A 17,837-nucleotide genomic window follows, 5' to 3' on the forward strand; every position below is an offset into this window, starting at 1 on the left:
ACCTCAGATCACGAAGAAGCCGTGCGACCCGTCGCGGGCCAGCTGGTCGACCAGGCCGAACTCCCAGTCCAGATAGGCCTGCATGGCTTCGGCGGCGTTGTCGGTGCCCTCGTAGGGGCGCTTGTAGACGTCGGTCGGGTCGCTGGCGGCGCGGGCCAGGCCCGTCTCCAGCGCGCGGCCGGCGGCGACCCAGGCGGCCGTGCCGCCGTCGAGCACCCGCACCGGCTGGTCGGCGATGTCCTCCAGCTCCGGCGCGGCCAGGCGGGCCAGCACGCCGTCGGGCGAGGTCAGGACGATCGGCTTGCCTTCCGGCACGCGCTCCAGGGCCTCGGCCAGCTGGGCGCGGATGGCGAACCAGGCGCCGGGCACGTGGCCCTTGCGGTGGGCGGGACTGGGCGCGAGGTCCAGCACCACGACGGCCTCGTTGGCCAGGGCTTCGGAGAGGGCGCGGGGCAGGATGGTCTCGACTACCGGCAGGTGCGGGGGTTCCGAAGGCTTCCAGGCGCCGGTGGCCAGCTCGCCCTCGAAGCCGTCCTCCAGCACGTAGGTCTCCCAGCCCAGCTGGGCCAGCCACGAGGCGGTCATGTCGGCGCGCGGACCCAGGTCGTCGGCCAGCACGATGCGGCCGCCGCGCACGGGGGCGAAGACGTCGGTCTCCTGCACCAGCTGGCCGCCGGGCGCGCTGCGGAAGCCGGGCAGGTGGCCCTTGGCGTATTCGTCGGGCGTGCGCACGTCGAAGCGATAGAGGGTGCGCTTGCGGTCGGTGGCGAGGTCAGCAAGCCCCTCGGCGTCGATCCTGCGGACCCCGGCGCGATAGGCCACGTCGCGCGCCTTGGCGCGGGCCTCTTCCAGGGTCTGGGTCGAGACGTCGGGGAACTTGCGGCTCTGGCCGTGCTCCAGGCTCTGCTGGGCCAGGGTCCAGCCGATCGTGCCGTTGCGCAGGGCGAAGACGGGGTTGGGCACGCCGGCGTTGACCAGCGACTGGGCGCCGATCAGGCTGCGGGTGCGGCCCGCGCAGTTGACGATGATCGTGGTGGCGGGATCCGGCGCCAGCTCCCTGGCGCGCAGCACCAGCTCGGCCCCCGGCGTGCTCACCCCGCCCGGGATGCTCATCACCGCGTATTCCTCGAACCGGCGGGCGTCGAGGATCACCTGGTCGGCCTTGGCGTCGATGCGGGCCTGCACCTCCTGGGCGGGCAGGGACGGGGTGTGGCGCCGCGCCTCGACCAGTTCGCCGAACGCCTTGCTGTAGGAATTGACGTCCTGGAAGAGCTCGTAACCGGCCTCGGTCCAGCCCTGCAACCCGCCCTTCAGCGCCTGGACGTTGGTGTAGCCCAGCGCCGCCAGCCGCTTGCCGGCCGGCGAGACCAGGCCCTCGCCGTTGTCGTAGAGCACGATCCGCGTCTCCTTGCGGGGCACGCGGTCGAGGATCTCGACCTCCAGCCGGCTGAGCGGCAGCTGCGAGGCGAACAGCGGGTGGGCCTTGGCGAAGGGATCTTCCTCGCGCAGGTCCAGAAGGGCGATCTCGCGGCGGGCGATCAGGTCCTGGCGGACTTCGCGGGGCGTGACGACGGGCAGGGTCATGGCGCGGCCTCGGCGGGGACCGGCTTGGAGCGGTCCCACAGGTTTGGAAGGGTGTCGTTGGAGTAGCCGGAGACGAAGGGCTTGCTCCGTCCGTCGGCGTCGTAGGTCGAGCGGCGCACCGCCCCGATATTGGCCCCGTAGACGTGGATGCTGATCGAGGGCCTGTCGTCGAAGGCGTTGGTGACCCGGTGCACGTCGCCGACCGTCGGAGACACGGCCTCGACCTCGCCGTGCTCCAGCCGGTGGACCGGCCCGTGCGGAACCAGGGCGGCGCCGTCGCGGTGATAGGCTTGCGACAGCTCGGCCCCGCGCAGCACGCCCACCAGGCCCCAGACCGTGTGGTCGTGGACCGGCGTCGCCTGGCCCGGCCCCCAGACGAAGCTGACCACGCTGAACCGCTCGCGGCTGTCGCAATGCAGCAGGTACTGCTGATAGCGGGCCGGGTTCGGCACGGCGTAGGCGTCCGGCAGCCAGTCGTCCGTGGCGATCAGGGCGGCCAGCAGGCCGCCCCCCTCGCGCAGGATCTCCGCCTCCTCGCCCGTGCGGTCGAGCAGGGCGCCGAGGTCTCCGACGAAGCTGGCCAGGCGGGTGAGGTTGGGCGCGCCGGTCATCGGATCACAGCGCGTACTTCAGCGTGACCAGCCAGGTCCGCGGATCGGGATAGTTCTTGTAATAGACCCCGGTGGCCGGCGTGTAGGTCGAGGTCACCGGCTTGTCGCTGTCGAGCAGGTTGCGGCCCGACAGCTGCACGGCCCACTGCGGGTTGGGCGCGGTCCAGGTGATCGTGCCGTTGAGGAAGCCCTGGGCCGGCGCCTCGTCCTGCGGCCGTTGCAGGGCGCTGAAATAGGTCTTGGTCTGCCACTGGGCGTTCAGGTTGGCGCGGATGGAGCCTGGGACTTCGACTGGAACGTCCCAGGTCACGCCGCCCGACACGCTCCAGCGCGGCGAGTTCAGCAGGCGATGGCCGTCGGCGTTCACGCCCACGCCGCCGGCGTTCTTGTAGGTGTCGTAGACCGCGTACAGCCAGCCGACCGAGCCTTGCAGGCTCAGGCGTTCGGTGGCGCGCACGTCGGTCTCCAGTTCGACGCCGTAGGTGTGGGCCTCGCCGGCGTTGCCGCGGATCGAATTGCCCGGATAGGCCGGGTCGCTGTAGCTGACCTGCAGGTTTTCGTAGTCGTTGTAGAAGGCCGCCAGGTTCACCCGCGCCCGGCGGTCGAACAACTCGGTCTTCAGGCCGGTCTCGTAGGTGTTGACGTCTTCCGGCGCGAACGGGCGGGTGGCCAGGTCCAGGCGCGTGGCCCGGTTATCGAAGCCGCCCGACTTGAAGCCCTTGGAATAGGTCGCGTACTGCAGGACGGCCGGCGTCCACTGGTACTGCACCGACAGCTTCGGCGTGATCGCCGAGAAGGTCTTGTCGGCGGTTCCGGCGATCGACTGGCCGGTGACTTGGCCGGCCAGGTTCAGCACCTTGTTGTCGAAGGTGAATTCCTTCTCCTCGTTGGTCCAGCGCAGGCCGCCGGTGACGCTGAGGCGGTCGGTCACCGCATAGGTCGCCTCGCCGAACAGGGCGTAGGCGTCGGTGTTGGTGATGTTGTGGGCGCGGGCGAAGCCGTAGTTGCTGGGCGTCGTAACCGGATCGGTGACCGTGGCGGTCCGGCGGCTGTAGCCGTCGCGCTGCACAAAGAACCGCTCATGCAGGTAGAACAGGCCGCTGGTGAAGGTCAGCTTGCCGAAGTCGCCGTTCAGCTGGATTTCCTGGGTGGCGTACTGGTCGTTGTAGTGGATCAGGTTCTTCTGGATCAGCGCCGCCTGGCCGTCGTTGTCGTAATAGACCGGGTTCAGGTTGAAGCCGCCGTAGGCCGTGATCGACTTCAGCTTCAGATGGTCGCTCAGCGCGTACTGGACGCGGATCGAGCCGCTGATCTGGTCGAGGTCCTGCTTGGGCTCGACCTCGGAATAGGAGCGGCGGTTGTTGAATTCGCCGTTCGGCTGGGTGACCGGCACGTAGCTGCGGCTGTCGCTGCGGTCGCGCAGGGCGTTCAGCGTGAACAGCACGTCCAGCTTCTCGGTCGGCGTCCAGCGCAGCTTGGCGCGGTAGGCGTCGAGATCGATGCGGTTGACGTCGTGGTTCAGCGTCGGGTCGAAGGTCACCCCGTCGCGCTTGTGGTGGATGTAGGAGAAGCTGCCCGAAAGCTTGTCGTCGACGATCGGCCCCTCGACCAGGGCGCGCACGTCGACGGCGCCATAGCTGCCCAGGCCCACCTCGGCCTTGGCGCGGAACGCCTCGCCCGGATCGCGGGTGATGATGCGCAGGGCGCCGGCGCTGGAGTTGCGGCCGTACAGCGTGCCCTGCGGCCCGCGCAGCACCTCGATGCGCTCAAGGTCGTTGAACTCGACCATCGAGCCGATCTGGCGCGGGATGTAGACGTCGTCGACATAGACGGCCAGCACCGGCTCCTGGATCGGATCGGCCTCGCCGACGCCGCGCAGGGCGTAGGTCTGGGTGGTGTGGCTGATGGTGACGCGGCTGATGCTGAAGTTCGGGATCTGGCCCGACAGGTCGCGGATGCTGTCGACCTTGCGGTCGGCCAGCACCTGGGAGCCGAAGGCCGAGATGGCGATCGCGGTCTTCTGCAGGTCGGTGGCGCGGCGCTCGGCGGTGACGATCACCTGCTCGACGGCGGGGGAGGCCGCATCGTCAGCATTGGTGGTCGGCGCCGGCTCGGCGGCCAAGGCTCCGCCGGCCCAGGCTCCGCTAGCGAAGACGAGGCCGGAAGTGAAGGCGAGAAGTTGAAGCTTGAAGGTTCGCACGATTTTATCCCCGACTTGTTCGGTGGGGATTTGCCGTCGCGCCGCCTCTCATCTCAACGAATATAAAATGATCGAGCGGATAGCTCTGCTCATATCGTCCGAGGTCATCGGATATATTTGCAGAACTCGACATTACTTGAGGAGCGATGAGAGCCGGTCATCCCACAGCGGCCGCACGTCGACGGCTCCGGGAATGATCTTGGCGGCGGCGAAGGTGTCGGCCACGGCCTGCTCGGAAGCGATGGCCGCCTCGCTGATCGGCTGCAGGATGTAGGGCGAGGAGCGCTCCTTGAACTCCTGGGCGTAGTAGGCCGCCTTGACCCCCGTCGCCTGTTCCCGCACCCGCGCCCAGCGCTCGCCGTCGGCGTTGATCCAGTCGAAAACCTTCTTGTAGCGGCTGACATAGTCGCCGATGGCCTGCAGCCGCAGCGGATCGTCCAGCGCCTCCTTGGCGGCGGTGATCAGGTAGTTGCCCGACAGGATGCCCAGCGCCGTGCGCAGCACCCGCGCCCCGGCCTCGCGCGCCTGGTAGACGATGACGCCGTAGATCACCCAGGCGTCCAGAGCGCCGCTCTGGAAGGCGGCCAGGCCGTCCTGCGGGCTCAGCGCCACCGGCTGGATGTCGCTCCAGCCAAGGCCCGCCTCCTGCAGCAGGCGCAGCAGGATGTAGTGCGAGGTCGTGGCCTTCACATAGCCGATGCGCTTGCCCTTCAGGTCCTTGAAGTCCCGGGCCGGCGAGCCCTTGGGGACCAGCAGCACCTGGTTGTTCACGTCGCCCTTCAGCACGCCGACGATGCGCACCTGGTTGCCCGGCTGGGCGGCGACGAAGATCGGCGGGATCTCGCTCATGCCGCCGAAGTCCAGCGCCCGGGCGTTGATCGCCTCGGCGATCAGGTTGCCGCCGGCGAACTGGGTGCGGGCCAGCTTGTAGGGCGGGGCGGCGATGCCGGCCTCGCCGAAGAAGCTCTCGGGATTGCCGCGATAGGTGGCGACCCTGAGCGTCAGGTCGGCCAGCGAGCCGGTCTTGTCGCCGCCCTTGGGCGAGCAGGCCGCCAGGTTGACGGTGGTGAGGCCGGCCAGCGACAGGCCCGCGATCGAAAGGCCGCCCGACATCAGGTCGCGGCGGGACAGGGAGATGCCGGTCATCAGTCGAACAGGTCCGGCTCTTCTTCGGTGACGATGTCCCAGTAGGGCTGGAACGACCACAGGCCGCCCAGTTCGGTGCCGACCTGGCCGGCGGTGTGCTTGGCCACCTCCGGCGACATCGGCTTGGTCGGGCCGGCGGCCTCGGCCAGCAACTGGGCCTGGCAGGCGTTTTCGAGCGCGAGGTAGCGCCAGACGGCGGCCTCCACCGACTGGCCGACGGTGAGGATCCCGTGGTTCTGCAGGATCACCGCCTTCTTCGGCCCCAGCGCCTTGGCGATCTTCTGGCCCTCGCTGGTGTCCAGCACCACGCCCGAGAATTCCTCGAACAGGGCGTGGTCGTCATAGAAGGCCGCCGAGTCCTGGGTCAGCGGATCCAGCAGCCGCCCCAGCGCCGACCAGACCTTGCCGTACAGCGAGTGCGAGTGGGCCGCGGCGATTACGTCGGGCCGGGCCTCGTGCAGCTGCGAGTGGATGGCGAAGGCCGCGCGGTTCAGGCGGGCGGGGGCCTTGGCCGGCGGCTGCACGATCTCGCCGGCGTGGCTGACCAGCATCAGGTCCGAAACCTTGATGCGCGAGAAGTGCACGCCCAGCGGATTGACCCAGAAGTGGTCGGTCAGCTCGGGATCGCGGGCGGTGATGTGCCCGGCGCCGCCCATGTCGAAGCCGTAGCGGCCGAACAGCCGATAGCCGGCGGCTAGGCGCTGCTTGCGATAGAGCCGTTCCAGCTCGATCGTCGGCTGCTGCGGGATCTCCCTGGAGCCGAACGGCGGCAGCACGCTCTCGATCTTGGCGGGATGCGGGCCGGAAGCGGTGAAGCTGCGGGCGGCGGGGATCGCGGTCATCGCGAAGGGTCCTTGTTGTCAGTAGCCGCGCGACAGGTCGACGACGTCGGCCAGGGGCGCGCCGGCGCGGAAGCGGGCGAGGTTCTGGGCGAAGCTGGTCGCCAGGTTGATGCGGGTGTCGGGCGTGTGCACCGAGGTGTGCGGCGAGAGCCGAACCTTCGGATGGCCGTAGAACGGGTGGCCGTCGGTCAGGGGCTCGGGGAAGGTCACGTCCAGGCTGGCGCGCGAGACGCGGCCGTCCTCCAGCGCCGCCAGCAGGGCGTCGTCGTCGATCAGCGCCCCGCGGGCGATGTTGATCAGGTGCAGGCCGGGCTTGGCGGCGGCCAGCACCTCGCGGCCGATCAGGCGCTCGGTTTCCGGCGTCGCCGGGGCGGCCAGCACCACGTGATCGCTGCGGGCGAACAGGGTCTTCAGGTCCGCCACGCGCTCGACGCCAGCGACGGGGATCGGCTTGTCCGAGCGGCGGGTGGCGATGACGTTCAGGCCCAGGGCCTGGGCGCGCGGGGCCAGGGCCTCGCCGATAGCGCCGAAGCCCACCAGGCCCAGGGTCGTGCCCGAGATCAGCTTCAGCGGCTGCGGCGCCCAGCGCTCGGCCTTGTCGATCCAGATCTCCGGCAGGCGCTTGGCCTCGGCCAGGATCGCCGTCAGGGCGAACTCGGCCAGGGCGACGGCGGAAGAGCCGCGCGCCGAGGTCACCACGGGGCCGTCGAACAGCCAGTCCGGATAGAAGTCGATGCCCACCGACACCAGCTGCACCCAGCGCACGTCGAACGGCCAGCCGGGCGGCGCCTTGGCCGGCAGCACGCCGCCGGCCTTGCGGAACGGCGCGGCCACCAGGACCTTGGCATCCTGCGGCAGGGGCGTGGTCAGGCCCGGCGGGACCGGCACGATCTCGGCGTCGGCCGCGTGCTGGGCGAAGACGGTATTGAACACCTCGGGCAGCTGGCTGGCGACGACGAGACGGCTCATTGCGCCGCCTCGCGGCCCGCGAAGGCCAGCTTGCCGGCCCCCGTCAGCACCACGTCGGCCTGGGGCGTGTGCACCCGGCCGCACAGCACGTCGCGGTGATGGCGCTCCAGCGGATTGGCGCGGGTCAGGCCGGGGTTGCCGGTCAGCTTCAGGGCCTTCTCGACCACGGTGATGGCGTTCTCGGTGACCAGGTGCTTGACCAGACCGCTCTCACTGGCGGCCGTGTCGCCTCGCGCGGCGCTGTCCAGCAGCACGCGATTGGCGAAGAGCAGGGCGTCGATCTCGCCCAGGGCTTCCTGGAAGCGGGGCAGGGTGGAGAGGCTGGCGCCCAGATTGGCCGGCTTGCGGGCGATCAGGAAGTCGGCCAGCCAGTCGCGAGCGGCGCGCGCCACGGAATCGTAGATCGCCGCCGTCAGCACCGATGACCAGGTTCCGAACACCGGCGAATAGGGCGGCGGGGCGCCCGGGGGCTGCGGATCCAGGGCGTGGTCCAGCGGAACCAGCACGTCCTCGAAGATCACGTCGTGGCTGGCGCTGGCGCGCAGGCCCAGGTGATCCCAGGTCTCCTCGATGATCACGCCGGGGCTGTCGGCGCGCACCAGCCAGCCGCCGACCAGGGGTTCTGCGTCATCGCTGCGGGCCCAGACCACGAACCAGGTCAGGGCCGTCGAGCCGGTGGAGTAGATCTTGCGGCCGCTGATCCGCCAGCCTTCCGGCGTGCGGCGGGCGATGGTGGCCGGCAGGCCGCCGCGGGCCGGCGTGCCGAGATCGGGCTCGACCCGCAGGGCGTTGATCAGGGCGCCGTTGGCGACGGCGTCGCCGATCACCTTCTGCTTCAGGTGCTCGGGCCAGCCGGAGCGACCCTCGACCGAGGCATGGAACAGATACTGCATCACCAGCACGAGAGCCGTGGCCGGCTCGCCTCGGGCGACGGCGGAGATCACCTTCAGGGCGGTCGGCAGGTCGCTTTCGAGGCCGCCCAGACGCGCCGGGGCGGTCAGGGCCAGCAGGCCTGCTTCGTGCAGGGCCTTGAAGTTGGCGAACGGAAAGCTGGCTTCGCGATCGTGCTGACCAGCGGTGGCGGCGAAGGCCTTCGTCAGGCCCGGCAGCACCGCGTCCAGGTCGGGCAGGTGGGGCGAGGGCTCCAGACGGCGAGCGGCGGCTGTGCTCACTGGACCGTCTCGCCGGTCGGGAAGGCGATCAGGGCGCCTTCGTGAGAGGCGGGCGCCTCGACGCCGAGGTGGGCGAGCAGGCGGCGGCGGATGGCCTGGAAGCGCACGTCCGGCGCGCGCGGACGCTCCAGCGTGATCTTTTCCTCGGCGGCGATCCGGCCCTTGTTCAGCACCAGCACGCGGTCGGCCAGCGAGATGGCCTCGTCCACGTCGTGGGTGACCAGCAGGACGGCGGGCTTGTGCTCGTTCCAGAGGTTCAGAACGAGGTCGTGCATCTTCAGCCGGGTCAGGGCGTCGAGGGCCGCGAACGGCTCGTCGAGCAGCAGCAGACCCGGCTCGCGTACGAGGGCGCGGGCCAGGGCCGTGCGCTGGGCCTCGCCGCCGGAGAGGGTGGAGGGCCACGCGTCGAGGCGATGGCCGAGGCCGACCTCCTTCAGCGCCGCCTCGGCGCGGGCCCGGACATCTCTGTCTTTCAAGCCCAGCGCCACGTTGCGCCAGACCTTCTTCCACGGCAGCAGACGGGCGTCCTGGAACACTACGGCGCGCGTGCTCGGCGTCGTGACGTCCTGGTCGCCGACAGGGTCGAGCCCGGCCAGGGTGCGCAGCAGGGTGGTCTTGCCCGAGCCGCTGGCGCCCAGCAGGGCGACGAATTCGCCCGGAGCGATCGAGAGGTCCAGGCCGTCGATGACCCGGTTCTCGCCGAACTGGCGGACGAAGCCGTTCAGTTTCACGGCGGGGGCGATTGACGGAGCCGCCGAGGGGGCGGAGGCCGGGGCGGCGGCGGTGTCGAAAGCGCGGCGGCGGATGCGCGGCTGGACCATGGTCATTGCTCCACGAGGCTGGGGCGCCAGGCCAGAGCGCGGCGCTCCAGCGTGCGAACGAGGGCGTCGGCGCCAAGGCCGAGCAGGGCGTAGACGAGCAGGCAGACGACGATGATGTCGGTGCGCATGAAGTCGCGGGCGTTGTTGATCAGGTGGCCAAGGCCGGCCTGGGCGTTGATCTGCTCGGCCACCACCAGCACCAGCACCGAGACGCCCAGGGCGTAGCGCAGGCCGACGAAGAACGAGGGCAGGGCGCCGGGCAGGATCACCTCGCGCACCAGGCTCCAGCCCGACAGGCCGAAGCTGCGGGCGGCCTCGACCAGCCGCACGTCGATGCCGCGCACCCCGGCGAAGAGGTTCAGGTAGATCGGGAAGGTCGTGGCCACGGCGATCAGGGCGATCTTCGGCGTCTCGCCGATGCCGAACCAGACGATGAACAGCGGGGTCAGGGCCAGGGACGGGATGGTCCGCTTGATCTGCATCAGCGGGTCGACGACGGTCTCGCCCCAGCGCGACAGGCCGGCCAGCAGGCCCAGACTCACGGCGACGGCCAGGGCGATCGCCAGGCCGGCGGCGGCGCGGGCCAGCGACACCAGCAGGTTGGCGGGAAGCTCGCCCGAGACCGTCAGCGCCCAGAAGGTTTCAGCCACCGTCGAGGGCGCGGCCAGCACGCGTTCGGGGATCACGCCGAAGCGCGAACCCAACTCCCACAAGGCCAGAAGCACGACCGGAGATAGCCACCGCGCACGGGAGAGGCGAGGCCATCGCCACCCCTTGGGGAATGGTCTCGCTAGAGAAATTCTATCGGCGATCGCCAAAGACATCGGGTCGCTTCCATCGCTGTGACCGTTGCGGCGTGGGCGCCGTTGCTTCACAGAGATGGACGCTTAATTCCTACTCGATCAATAGACTTATCCTCAGGGGTCTTATTAGAGTTCCTCAACGGGGTCAGACGGGACGCCAGATGCCGACCAACCTTCCGACCGAACTTCTCCGCAGCTTCGTGGCCATCGTCGACAGCGGGTCGATGCTGCGCGCCACCGAGCGTGTCTTCGTCACCCAGTCGGCCCTCAGCCTGCAGATGAAGCGGCTGGAGGAGACCGTGCTGACGCCGCTGTTCCACCGCGAGGGACGGCGCTTGTCGCTGACCCCGGCCGGCCAGACCCTGCTGGGCCACGCCCGCGACATCCTCGCCCTCAACGACCGCGCCGTGGTCGCCCTGACCGGCGACGCCCTGGCCGGGCCCGCGCGGGTGGGGCTGGTGCAGGACTTCGCCGAGACCCTGCTGTCGGGCGTCCTGGCCCGTTTCGCCCAGCTCAATCCCGACACCCAGCTGCAGGTGCGGGTGGCCGGCTCGCCGGAACTGCTGGAACTGCTGCGCAGCGATCGCCTGGACGTCATCCTCTGCATGGGCGCCTACGACGACCCGGCCGCCGCCCGCACCGTGCCGATGGTCTGGCACGGCGAGCCCGACCTCGCCCAGCAGGAGGTGCTGCCGCTGGCGATCCTGGAGGCCCCGTGCCGGTTCCGTGACGCGGCCCTGGCGGCGCTGGAGCGGGAAGGGCGCTCGTATCGCGTGGCCCTGGAGACGCCGAGCCTCTCGGCCCTGCGCGCCGCGGTCCAATCGGGTCTGGCGGTGACCTGCCGCACCAGCCTGTTCCGCCCCGAGGCCCAGCCCATCGCCGAGGGGGCTTTACCGAGCCTGCCGAAAGTGGCCTATGTTCGTCGGACCGGTCCAGCGCCGCACCCGTCGATCGCCAAGCTCTCGGAGCTGATCCACACGGCGGCCCTGGAGCTCTGAGACGCTTTCCGAAAGCCTCGGGCGCACATTAATCATTTTCAGAAAAGATTAACCGCGAACCTTGGTTCTTCGTTAGCGGCCTCCTGCGAAAACCCTCCCATCAAGTTTTCGCCAGGAGGGATGGGCGGCTATGAAATTCTCGATCGCTTTCGCAGCGGCTATGGCCGGCAGCTTCTTCGTCGCTTCGGCTGCTTCGGCCGCCGGTGGTTTCGAAGACCAGATGGGCCGTTGCCTGCAGCAATTCGCCAACACCAAGGACGCCGCTCAGGTGATGCTCGAGTGCACCGCCGACGCCGGCAAGCTCTCGGGCTGCAAGGTCGTCGACAACAGCGCGGCCGGCAAGGGCTTCGACAAGGCGGCCATGTGCATCGCCGAGAAGCTGCCGATGGGCGCCAAGACCGGCACCGTGAAGGTTCCGTTCCGCTTCCCGGGCGGCGCGTAAGCGTCTTACCGCTCGAAGCGTGAAAACACCCCCGTCGGTCCGCCGGCGGGGGTTTTTCGTATTTGGGCTCAGCGCGTCGCCGCCAGCACCGCCGTCGCGACCTGCGCCGCCTGGCTGCGGATGTCGGGCACGGCGTTGATCTCCCACCAGGCGCCGCGCGTCACCGGGCCGACCGCGAACAGGCTGGCCGCCGCCGCGCCCGAAACGTCGAGCAGGCGGTTGTCGGCGTCGACGTCGAGACCCAGCCGCATCGGATCGGGACGCGCCAGGCCCCGACGGATCAGGTCGAGGACCAGCGGATCGCGCGAACGGGTCACGTCGCCGGTCGGGCCGGTGGCGTTGATCACCGCGCTGACGACGAACGGCTGGGCGTCCATCTCGCCGCGCGGCCGCCAGGCGCCTTCGACGCGGCCGTCGGCTCGCTCGGCCAGGCGCACGATCTTGCCGGCGGCGACCTTCAGGCGGCGGGACTGGCGCAGATTGGCCACCCGGGACGCCACCTCGGGCGACAGACGATGGCGGTGCACGTCCCAGAACGGCCGCGCGTGGCGCAGGAAGGCCTGCTTGCGCGCCACGCTCCAGCCGCGCCACAAGTCCTGCGTCGCCGGCCGCAGGGCGTCGACCGCCGTCCGCCAGCCGTGCACGGCCGCCGTCCGCTTCAGCCATTCCAGGGCCGCGTGCGGGCTGAGGTCGGGGGAGGGCGGCAGTGGCGGATGTTCGGGCGGCTCGCCCTCGTGCTCGCGCGGCGTCAGGCCCCGTCGTGACAGGGCGATGATCGAACGGCCGGGCATGGCGTCTTCCAGGCTCAGCGCCACGTCGATCATGGTCAGGCCCGTGCCGAGCAGCAGCACCGGCCCCTGCGGCAGGGCCTTCGGATCCCAGCGCCAGGGATCGGCGACATAGGCGCTCGAGGCGGCCAGGGCCTCGTCGACGCCGGACGGCCGGCAGGGCGGCGGATTGCCCAGGGCCAGGACCACGGCGTTGGCCAGGATCGGCCGGCCCATGGCCGTCGTCAGTCGCCAGCCGTCGCCGCCCGGCTCCAGTCCGACCACCTCGTCGGGCGCGACGATCAGCCGGCCCGCGGCTTCCGGCCCGGCGACCGCGTCGGCCAGCAGGCCCTGCAGATAGCGGCCGTAGTCGCCGCGCGTGGCGAAGTCGCCGGCCCCGACCTCCAGCCCCTGGCCGCGCAGCCAGGCGGTGAAGTCGCCCGGCCGGTCCGGCCAGGCGCTCATGTTGCCGGCCCGCACGTTCAGCCGATGGCTGGGATTATGCGTGGCGTAGGCCGCGCCCAGGCCCACGGGGCTGCGCCGCTCCAGCAGGACGACCCGCGCGCCCGCGCCGTCCCGCAACAGGTGCAGGGCGGTCATGACGCCGCTGAAGCCGGCGCCGACCACGGCGATCACGGGACGCGATGTCATCGGGATAAAACTCTACAAGATTGATGGAGTTTTGTTTCGGCGATCCTCAAGCGTCGCGCAAGGGCGCTGTCGAGCCCCGCTGATGGTTTCGTCCGGCGCCGCTGAAACATCGCGACAACCCCGGCGACTATGTGTTCCGCAAATGCCGATTATTGCGTATCGCGATATATAAATCTCTGAATTCTTTCGGAGAAATACTCGTTCGCCGGGTTTGGGCGCGCTCGCCATGTTCGCCTCCGCCGACCGCCTCGTGTCGGCGAGATGGAGGTTCCCCATGAGCGTCGTCCTCGACCAGCGCCGCCCGTCCGTCGGCCCGGTCCTCGCCTGACGTCCGCCGGACCGCCCACGACCTTCTTCTCTTCAAGACCATGCAACGACGCGGATCACCGCGCGGGGGATAGCTTTTTGACTCGTGTTTCCCAGATCCTGGTTTCCCAGACCCCGGTTTCCAAGACCGTCACACGCTCTGCCTTCGCCGGCCTGCTGCTGGCCTGCGCCTCGGGCGCGGCCCTGGCCGCCGAACCCATTCCTACGGTCGACGCGCCCGACGCCGCGGTCGATTCCGTGGACGGCGTCGTCGTCACCGGCGTGCGCGGCGTGCGCCGCACCGTCGCCGACAGCCCCGCACCGATCGACGTCATCTCGTCCGAGCAGCTCACCGCCACCGGCAAGGTCGGCCTGAAGGAGGTGCTCAACACCCTGATACCGTCGTTCAACCTGCCGGGCGTCAACGGCGGCGGCACCTCGTGGACGGTGCGGGCCATCACCCTGCGCGGCCTCAACGGCGACCAGGCCCTGTTCCTGGTCAACGGCAAGCGCCGCCACACCACCTCGCTGATCAACAACCTGGCCCGCGTTGGTCGCGGCGGCGTGCCGGTCGACCTCGATCTGATCCCCGCCAGCGCCATCGAGCGCATCGAGGTGCTGCGCGACGGCGCCTCGGCCCAGTACGGCTCGGACGCCATCGCCGGGGTCGTCAACATCATCCTCAAGAAGGGGACCGAAGGCGGCGAGTTCTCCTACACCGGCGGCCAGAACTATCTGGGCGACGGCGACACCCGCGCCGCCAGCCTGACCTGGGCCCGCCCGCTGGGCGAGGACGGCGGTTTCCTGCAGCTGGCGATCAACTGGAAGAACAACGAGGCCGCCTCGCGCGCCGTGCCGTCCCGCGCCCAGTACCTCTACCAGCCCACCGTCACCACCACGGGCGGCGTGACCACCGTCACCCCCGACGCCCGCGACGCCACCGCCGACCGCTACTACTGGGGCGCCAGCTACGGCCCGGGCGAGGAAGACATCATCGCCACGGCCTACAACGCCGAACTGCCCTGGCGCGACCTGACGCTCTATTCCAGCGGCACGGTCAGCCACCGCGCGTCGAAGAAGGTCACCGGCAGCTTCCTGCCCAACCTGGCCCCGGTCACCGGCGTCACCGCTGGCCGTCCGCTGAACCGCAACTCGCTGCCCGAGGTCTATCCCAACGGCTTCAACGCCCTGCGGCGGATCTTCGAGCTCGACTGGCAGACCAGCTTCGGCGCGCGCGGCGAAAAGGCCGGCTGGTCGTGGGACGCCTCGACCACCTTCGCCCAGGACCACGCCCAGCTCGACGGCGAGAACACGCTCAACGCCACCCTCGGCCCCGACAGCCCGACCTATTTCCACCTGTCGACCCACCAGTTCCAGCAGTGGACCAACAACCTCGACGTCACGCGGGAGTTCGCGGGGATCCTGCCGCATCCGCTGCAGGTGTCGTGGGGCCTTGAGCACCGCTACGAGCACTTCCTGATCGAGGCCGGCGACGAGGCCTCCTACATCGTCGGCGACTACGTCATCCCCGCCGGCCAGCCCTTCGCCGGCCTGCGCCCTAACCCGGGCCTGTCGTCCTACGCCGGCACCGCGCCGGAAGACGCCGGCTCGACCTCGCGCCACGCCTACGCCGTCTACGCCGACCTCGGGACCGATCTGACGGAAAACTGGTACGTCGGCGCCGCGCTCCGCCACGAGCGCTACACCGGCGATGTCGGCGAGACGACCAGCGGCAAGCTGACCACCCGCTGGGAGTTCCTGCCCGGCTACGCCCTGCGCGCCACGGTCAGCAACGGCTTCCGCGCCCCGTCGCTGGGCCAGAGCATCTTCGCCACCTCGACCATCTCCGGCAGCCTGTGCCCAGCCGCGCCCAACAACACCTTCCGCGGCGGCGTCTGCACGCCCGGCGAATACCTGACCTATCCGACCAAGGTGCTGCGCACCGACAGCGCCGAGGCCAAGGCCCTGGGCGCGACGCCGCTGAAGCCCGAGACCTCGACCAACTACAGCTTCGGGATCACCGCCGAGCCCCTGGCCCGCCTGCGCCTGACGCTGGACGCCTACCAGATCGACATCGACGACCGCATCGTCGACACCAGCAACCTCGACCTGTCGGTGACCCAGCTGCAGTCGCAGTCGGCGCTGGTCGGCCTGCTGGCCCGCTTCCCGCAGGGCCTGACGGCGACCTACTACACCAACGCCGTCTCGACCCGGACGACGGGCGTCGACTTCGTGGCCGAGTACGGCCTCGACCTGGGCTCGGTCGGCAAGCTGAACCTCAACGCCGCCTACGCCTTCAACAAGACCAAGGTCCGCGACGTCATCGAGACCCCGGCCATCCTCAAGGCGGTCAACCCCAGCCTGGTGCTGTTCGACCGCCAGAAGATCTCGGACCTGACCCGCGGCACGCCGCGCGAGAAGATCGTGCTGGGCGCGGTCTGGAGCCGCCAGACGGTGAGCGCCAGCCTGCGGACCACCCGCTACGGCGAGTATACCGAGGCCGGCACCTCGGCGAGCCTCGACCGCACCTACAGCCCCAAATGGGTCGCCGACCTCGACATCGCCTGGGATGTGCGGCCGACCACCAACATCGCCATCGGGGCCAACAATCTGTTCGACCAGCACCCCGACAAGATCGGCATCGTCAACGCCGACCAGGGCACGCTGCAGTTCGGCATCTTCTCGCCCTTCGGCATCACCGGCGGCTACTACTACGTCCGCCTGACCCAGCGTTTCTAAGGGGAGGGCGCGATGCAAAGACGCCAACTCATCATCGGCCTCGGCGCGATCGTCGGTCTCTCGTCGGGGCTGGCGGCCTGCGGCAAGGGCGATGCGGCCGCGCCGCTCAAGGTCGGCAGCCAGCGCGGCGGCACCAAGGCCGTGCTGATCGCCTCGGGCGCGCTCGAAGGCGTGCCGTACAAGATCGAATGGAGCGAGTTCCCCGCCGCCCAGCCCCTGCTCGAGGCCTTGGGCGCGGGGGCAGTGGACCTGGGCGAGGCCGGCGACGCGCCGTTCCTGTTCGCCTACGCCAGCGGGGCCAAGATCAAGGCCGTCCAGGCCGCCCGCAGCGGCGGCGGGGCGACCGCCATCCTGGTCCCCAAGGACTCGCCGATCCGCGCGCCCTCCGACCTGAAGGGTAAGAAGATCGCCACGGGGCGCGGCTCCATCGGCCACTACCTGCTGCTGCGGGTGGTCGAGCAGGCCGGCCTGAAGCCGTCCGACATCTCGCTGGTCTTCCTCAGCCCGGGCGACGCCAAGGCCGCCTTCACCGCCGGCTCGATCGACGCCTGGGTGACCTGGGGCTCCTACGTCGCCCTGGCCCGCCTGCACGACAGCGCCCGGATCCTGGTCGACGGCCAGGGGATCCTGCTCGGCGCGGGCTACGAGGCCGCCAGCCTCAAGGCGATCGAGACCAAGCGGCCGCAGATCGACGACTTCCTGCGCCGCCTGGCCAGGGCGCGACGCTGGGCGATCGACAATCCCGACGCCTTCGCCGCCGTGCTGTCCAAGGAGACGGGCCTGTCGCTGGACGTGGCCCAGTACACCGTCCGCTACTACCGCTTCGCCCCCGTGCCGATCGACGACGGCTCGGTGGCCGAGGCCCGGGCCGTGCTCGACCACTTCCGCGGCGCCGGGGCGATCACCTCGACCCTCGATCCGGCCGCCGCCTTCGACCGCTCGTTCAATGGAACGGTCGCCGGATGAGCCCCACACACCACAAAGGGAGGATTTCATGAGCCATCAGACCCTGCGCGAGCGCCTGGCCGCTCTGCATGCCGAACGCGTCCGCACCTGGGAGCCGGCCGCGCTGAAGATCAACATCGACCAGCGCGCCCGGCTGGTCGAGGCGGCCGACCCCGACGCCTGGGTCAAGGTCGGCGACAAGGTCGCCCCCTTCGTCCTGAAGGACGTCGAGGGCGGCGACCTGACCCTGGAAGGCCTGACCGCCAAGGGACCGGCGGTGCTGATTTTCTTCCGCTTCGCCGGCTGCCCGGCCTGCAACATCGCCTTGCCCTACTATGAAGAGACCCTGGCCCCGGCCCTGAAGGCGATCGGCGCGACCCTGGTCGCCGTCAGCCCGCAGGTTCCCGAGCGCCTCGTCGAAATCCGCACGCGCCATGGCCTCGGCTACAAGGTCGCCGCCGACCTCGGCAACGAACTCGGCCGCCGGTTTGGGATCCTCTACACCGCCGACCAGGCCAGCCAGGACGCCCAGCGCGCCAAGGGAACCTTCATAGGCGACGTCACCGGCACGGGCGCCTGGGAGCTGCCGCAGCCGGCCGTGGTGGTCGTCGACCGCGCCGGCGTCGTCCGCTTCGCCGACGTCAGCCCCGACTGGCTGGCCCGCACCGAAGCCGACCCCATCATCGCCGCCGTCCGCGCCCTGACCCCGGCTCCGGCGGTGGTGTGAGGCTAAAGATCCTCCCCCTCTGGGGGAGGTGGCCCAAAGGGCCGGAGGGGGGCCGTTTTCAGCTTCCGCAGCGCCGGCCTTCCTCCCGCAAAATCCCCGCGAAAGCGGAACAAC

Annotated in this window: 15 protein-coding genes; 5 read left to right on the forward strand and 10 right to left on the reverse strand. The window is 70.0% G+C overall.

Going from position 1 to position 17,837, the window contains the following annotated elements; all coding sequences use genetic code 11:
- Positions 1-3: 3 nt before the first annotated feature.
- The 9 genes from AC07NG_RS21475 to AC07NG_RS21515 form a co-directional block, all read right to left on the reverse strand.
- The gene (locus tag AC07NG_RS21475) at positions 4-1,584 is read right to left on the reverse strand and encodes a rhodanese-like domain-containing protein (protein ID WP_494596249.1); all 1,581 of its coding nucleotides are present in this window, start codon (positions 1,582-1,584) and stop codon (positions 4-6) included.
- Positions 1,581-2,195: a cysteine dioxygenase family protein gene (locus AC07NG_RS21480; RefSeq protein WP_494596250.1), complete on the reverse strand. Its 615-nt coding sequence runs from the start codon at positions 2,193-2,195 to the stop codon at positions 1,581-1,583. The genes AC07NG_RS21475 and AC07NG_RS21480 overlap by 4 nt, the downstream gene beginning before the upstream one ends.
- A 4-nt stretch (positions 2,196-2,199) precedes the next feature.
- Positions 2,200-4,395: a TonB-dependent receptor gene (locus AC07NG_RS21485; RefSeq protein WP_494596252.1), complete on the reverse strand. Its 2,196-nt coding sequence runs from the start codon at positions 4,393-4,395 to the stop codon at positions 2,200-2,202.
- A gap of 132 nt (positions 4,396-4,527) precedes the next feature.
- On the reverse strand, positions 4,528-5,541 hold the full coding sequence (locus tag AC07NG_RS21490; RefSeq protein ID WP_494596253.1) for an ABC transporter substrate-binding protein: 1,014 nt from the start codon (positions 5,539-5,541) through the stop codon (positions 4,528-4,530).
- Positions 5,541-6,383 (reverse strand): class II aldolase/adducin family protein, encoded by an 843-nt coding sequence (locus tag AC07NG_RS21495; protein ID WP_494596255.1) that lies wholly within the window; start codon positions 6,381-6,383, stop codon positions 5,541-5,543. The genes AC07NG_RS21490 and AC07NG_RS21495 overlap by 1 nt, the downstream gene beginning before the upstream one ends.
- Before the next feature lie 18 nt (positions 6,384-6,401).
- Positions 6,402-7,352 (reverse strand): D-isomer specific 2-hydroxyacid dehydrogenase family protein, encoded by a 951-nt coding sequence (locus tag AC07NG_RS21500; RefSeq protein ID WP_494596256.1) that lies wholly within the window; start codon positions 7,350-7,352, stop codon positions 6,402-6,404.
- Entirely contained in the window at positions 7,349-8,524 is a 1,176-nt protein-coding gene (locus AC07NG_RS21505) for an acyl-CoA dehydrogenase family protein (RefSeq protein WP_494596257.1), read from the reverse strand. The genes AC07NG_RS21500 and AC07NG_RS21505 overlap by 4 nt, the downstream gene beginning before the upstream one ends.
- The gene (locus AC07NG_RS21510) at positions 8,521-9,351 is read right to left on the reverse strand and encodes an ABC transporter ATP-binding protein (protein ID WP_494596259.1); all 831 of its coding nucleotides are present in this window, start codon (positions 9,349-9,351) and stop codon (positions 8,521-8,523) included. Before AC07NG_RS21510 ends, AC07NG_RS21505 begins: the two co-directional genes overlap by 4 nt.
- Positions 9,348-10,070 (reverse strand): ABC transporter permease subunit, encoded by a 723-nt coding sequence (locus AC07NG_RS21515; RefSeq protein ID WP_492856891.1) that lies wholly within the window; start codon positions 10,068-10,070, stop codon positions 9,348-9,350. The genes AC07NG_RS21510 and AC07NG_RS21515 overlap by 4 nt, the downstream gene beginning before the upstream one ends.
- 239 nt (positions 10,071-10,309) lie before the next feature.
- Here AC07NG_RS21515 and AC07NG_RS21520 point away from each other — a divergent pair, with 239 nt between their 5' ends.
- Together AC07NG_RS21520 and AC07NG_RS21525 are read left to right on the forward strand one after the other, a co-directional pair.
- The gene (locus tag AC07NG_RS21520; protein ID WP_110118932.1) at positions 10,310-11,146 is read left to right on the forward strand and encodes a LysR substrate-binding domain-containing protein; all 837 of its coding nucleotides are present in this window, start codon (positions 10,310-10,312) and stop codon (positions 11,144-11,146) included.
- A 130-nt stretch (positions 11,147-11,276) separates the two neighbouring features.
- Entirely contained in the window at positions 11,277-11,588 is a 312-nt protein-coding gene (locus AC07NG_RS21525; protein ID WP_487291392.1) for a hypothetical protein, read from the forward strand.
- Between the two features lie 68 nt (positions 11,589-11,656).
- Here AC07NG_RS21525 and AC07NG_RS21530 read toward each other — a convergent pair whose 3' ends face one another.
- Positions 11,657-13,006, reverse strand: coding sequence for an FAD/NAD(P)-binding protein (locus AC07NG_RS21530; protein ID WP_494596262.1), 1,350 nt, complete (start codon positions 13,004-13,006; stop codon positions 11,657-11,659).
- Positions 13,007-13,411: 405 nt separating this feature from the next.
- Here AC07NG_RS21530 and AC07NG_RS21535 point away from each other — a divergent pair, with 405 nt between their 5' ends.
- From AC07NG_RS21535 to AC07NG_RS21545, 3 genes are read left to right on the forward strand one after another with little or no spacing between them, the layout of a single operon-like run.
- Entirely contained in the window at positions 13,412-16,051 is a 2,640-nt protein-coding gene (locus tag AC07NG_RS21535) for a TonB-dependent receptor plug domain-containing protein (protein ID WP_494596264.1), read from the forward strand.
- A gap of 12 nt (positions 16,052-16,063) precedes the next feature.
- Positions 16,064-17,017 (forward strand): ABC transporter substrate-binding protein, encoded by a 954-nt coding sequence (locus tag AC07NG_RS21540; protein WP_494596265.1) that lies wholly within the window; start codon positions 16,064-16,066, stop codon positions 17,015-17,017.
- Positions 17,018-17,045: 28 nt separating this feature from the next.
- Positions 17,046-17,723, forward strand: a complete 678-nt coding sequence (locus AC07NG_RS21545; protein WP_494596267.1) for a peroxiredoxin-like family protein — start codon at positions 17,046-17,048, stop codon at positions 17,721-17,723.
- Positions 17,724-17,837: the final 114 nt, after the last annotated feature.

It is taken from the genome of Caulobacter sp. GW821-FHT10C03 (assembly GCF_059415485.1).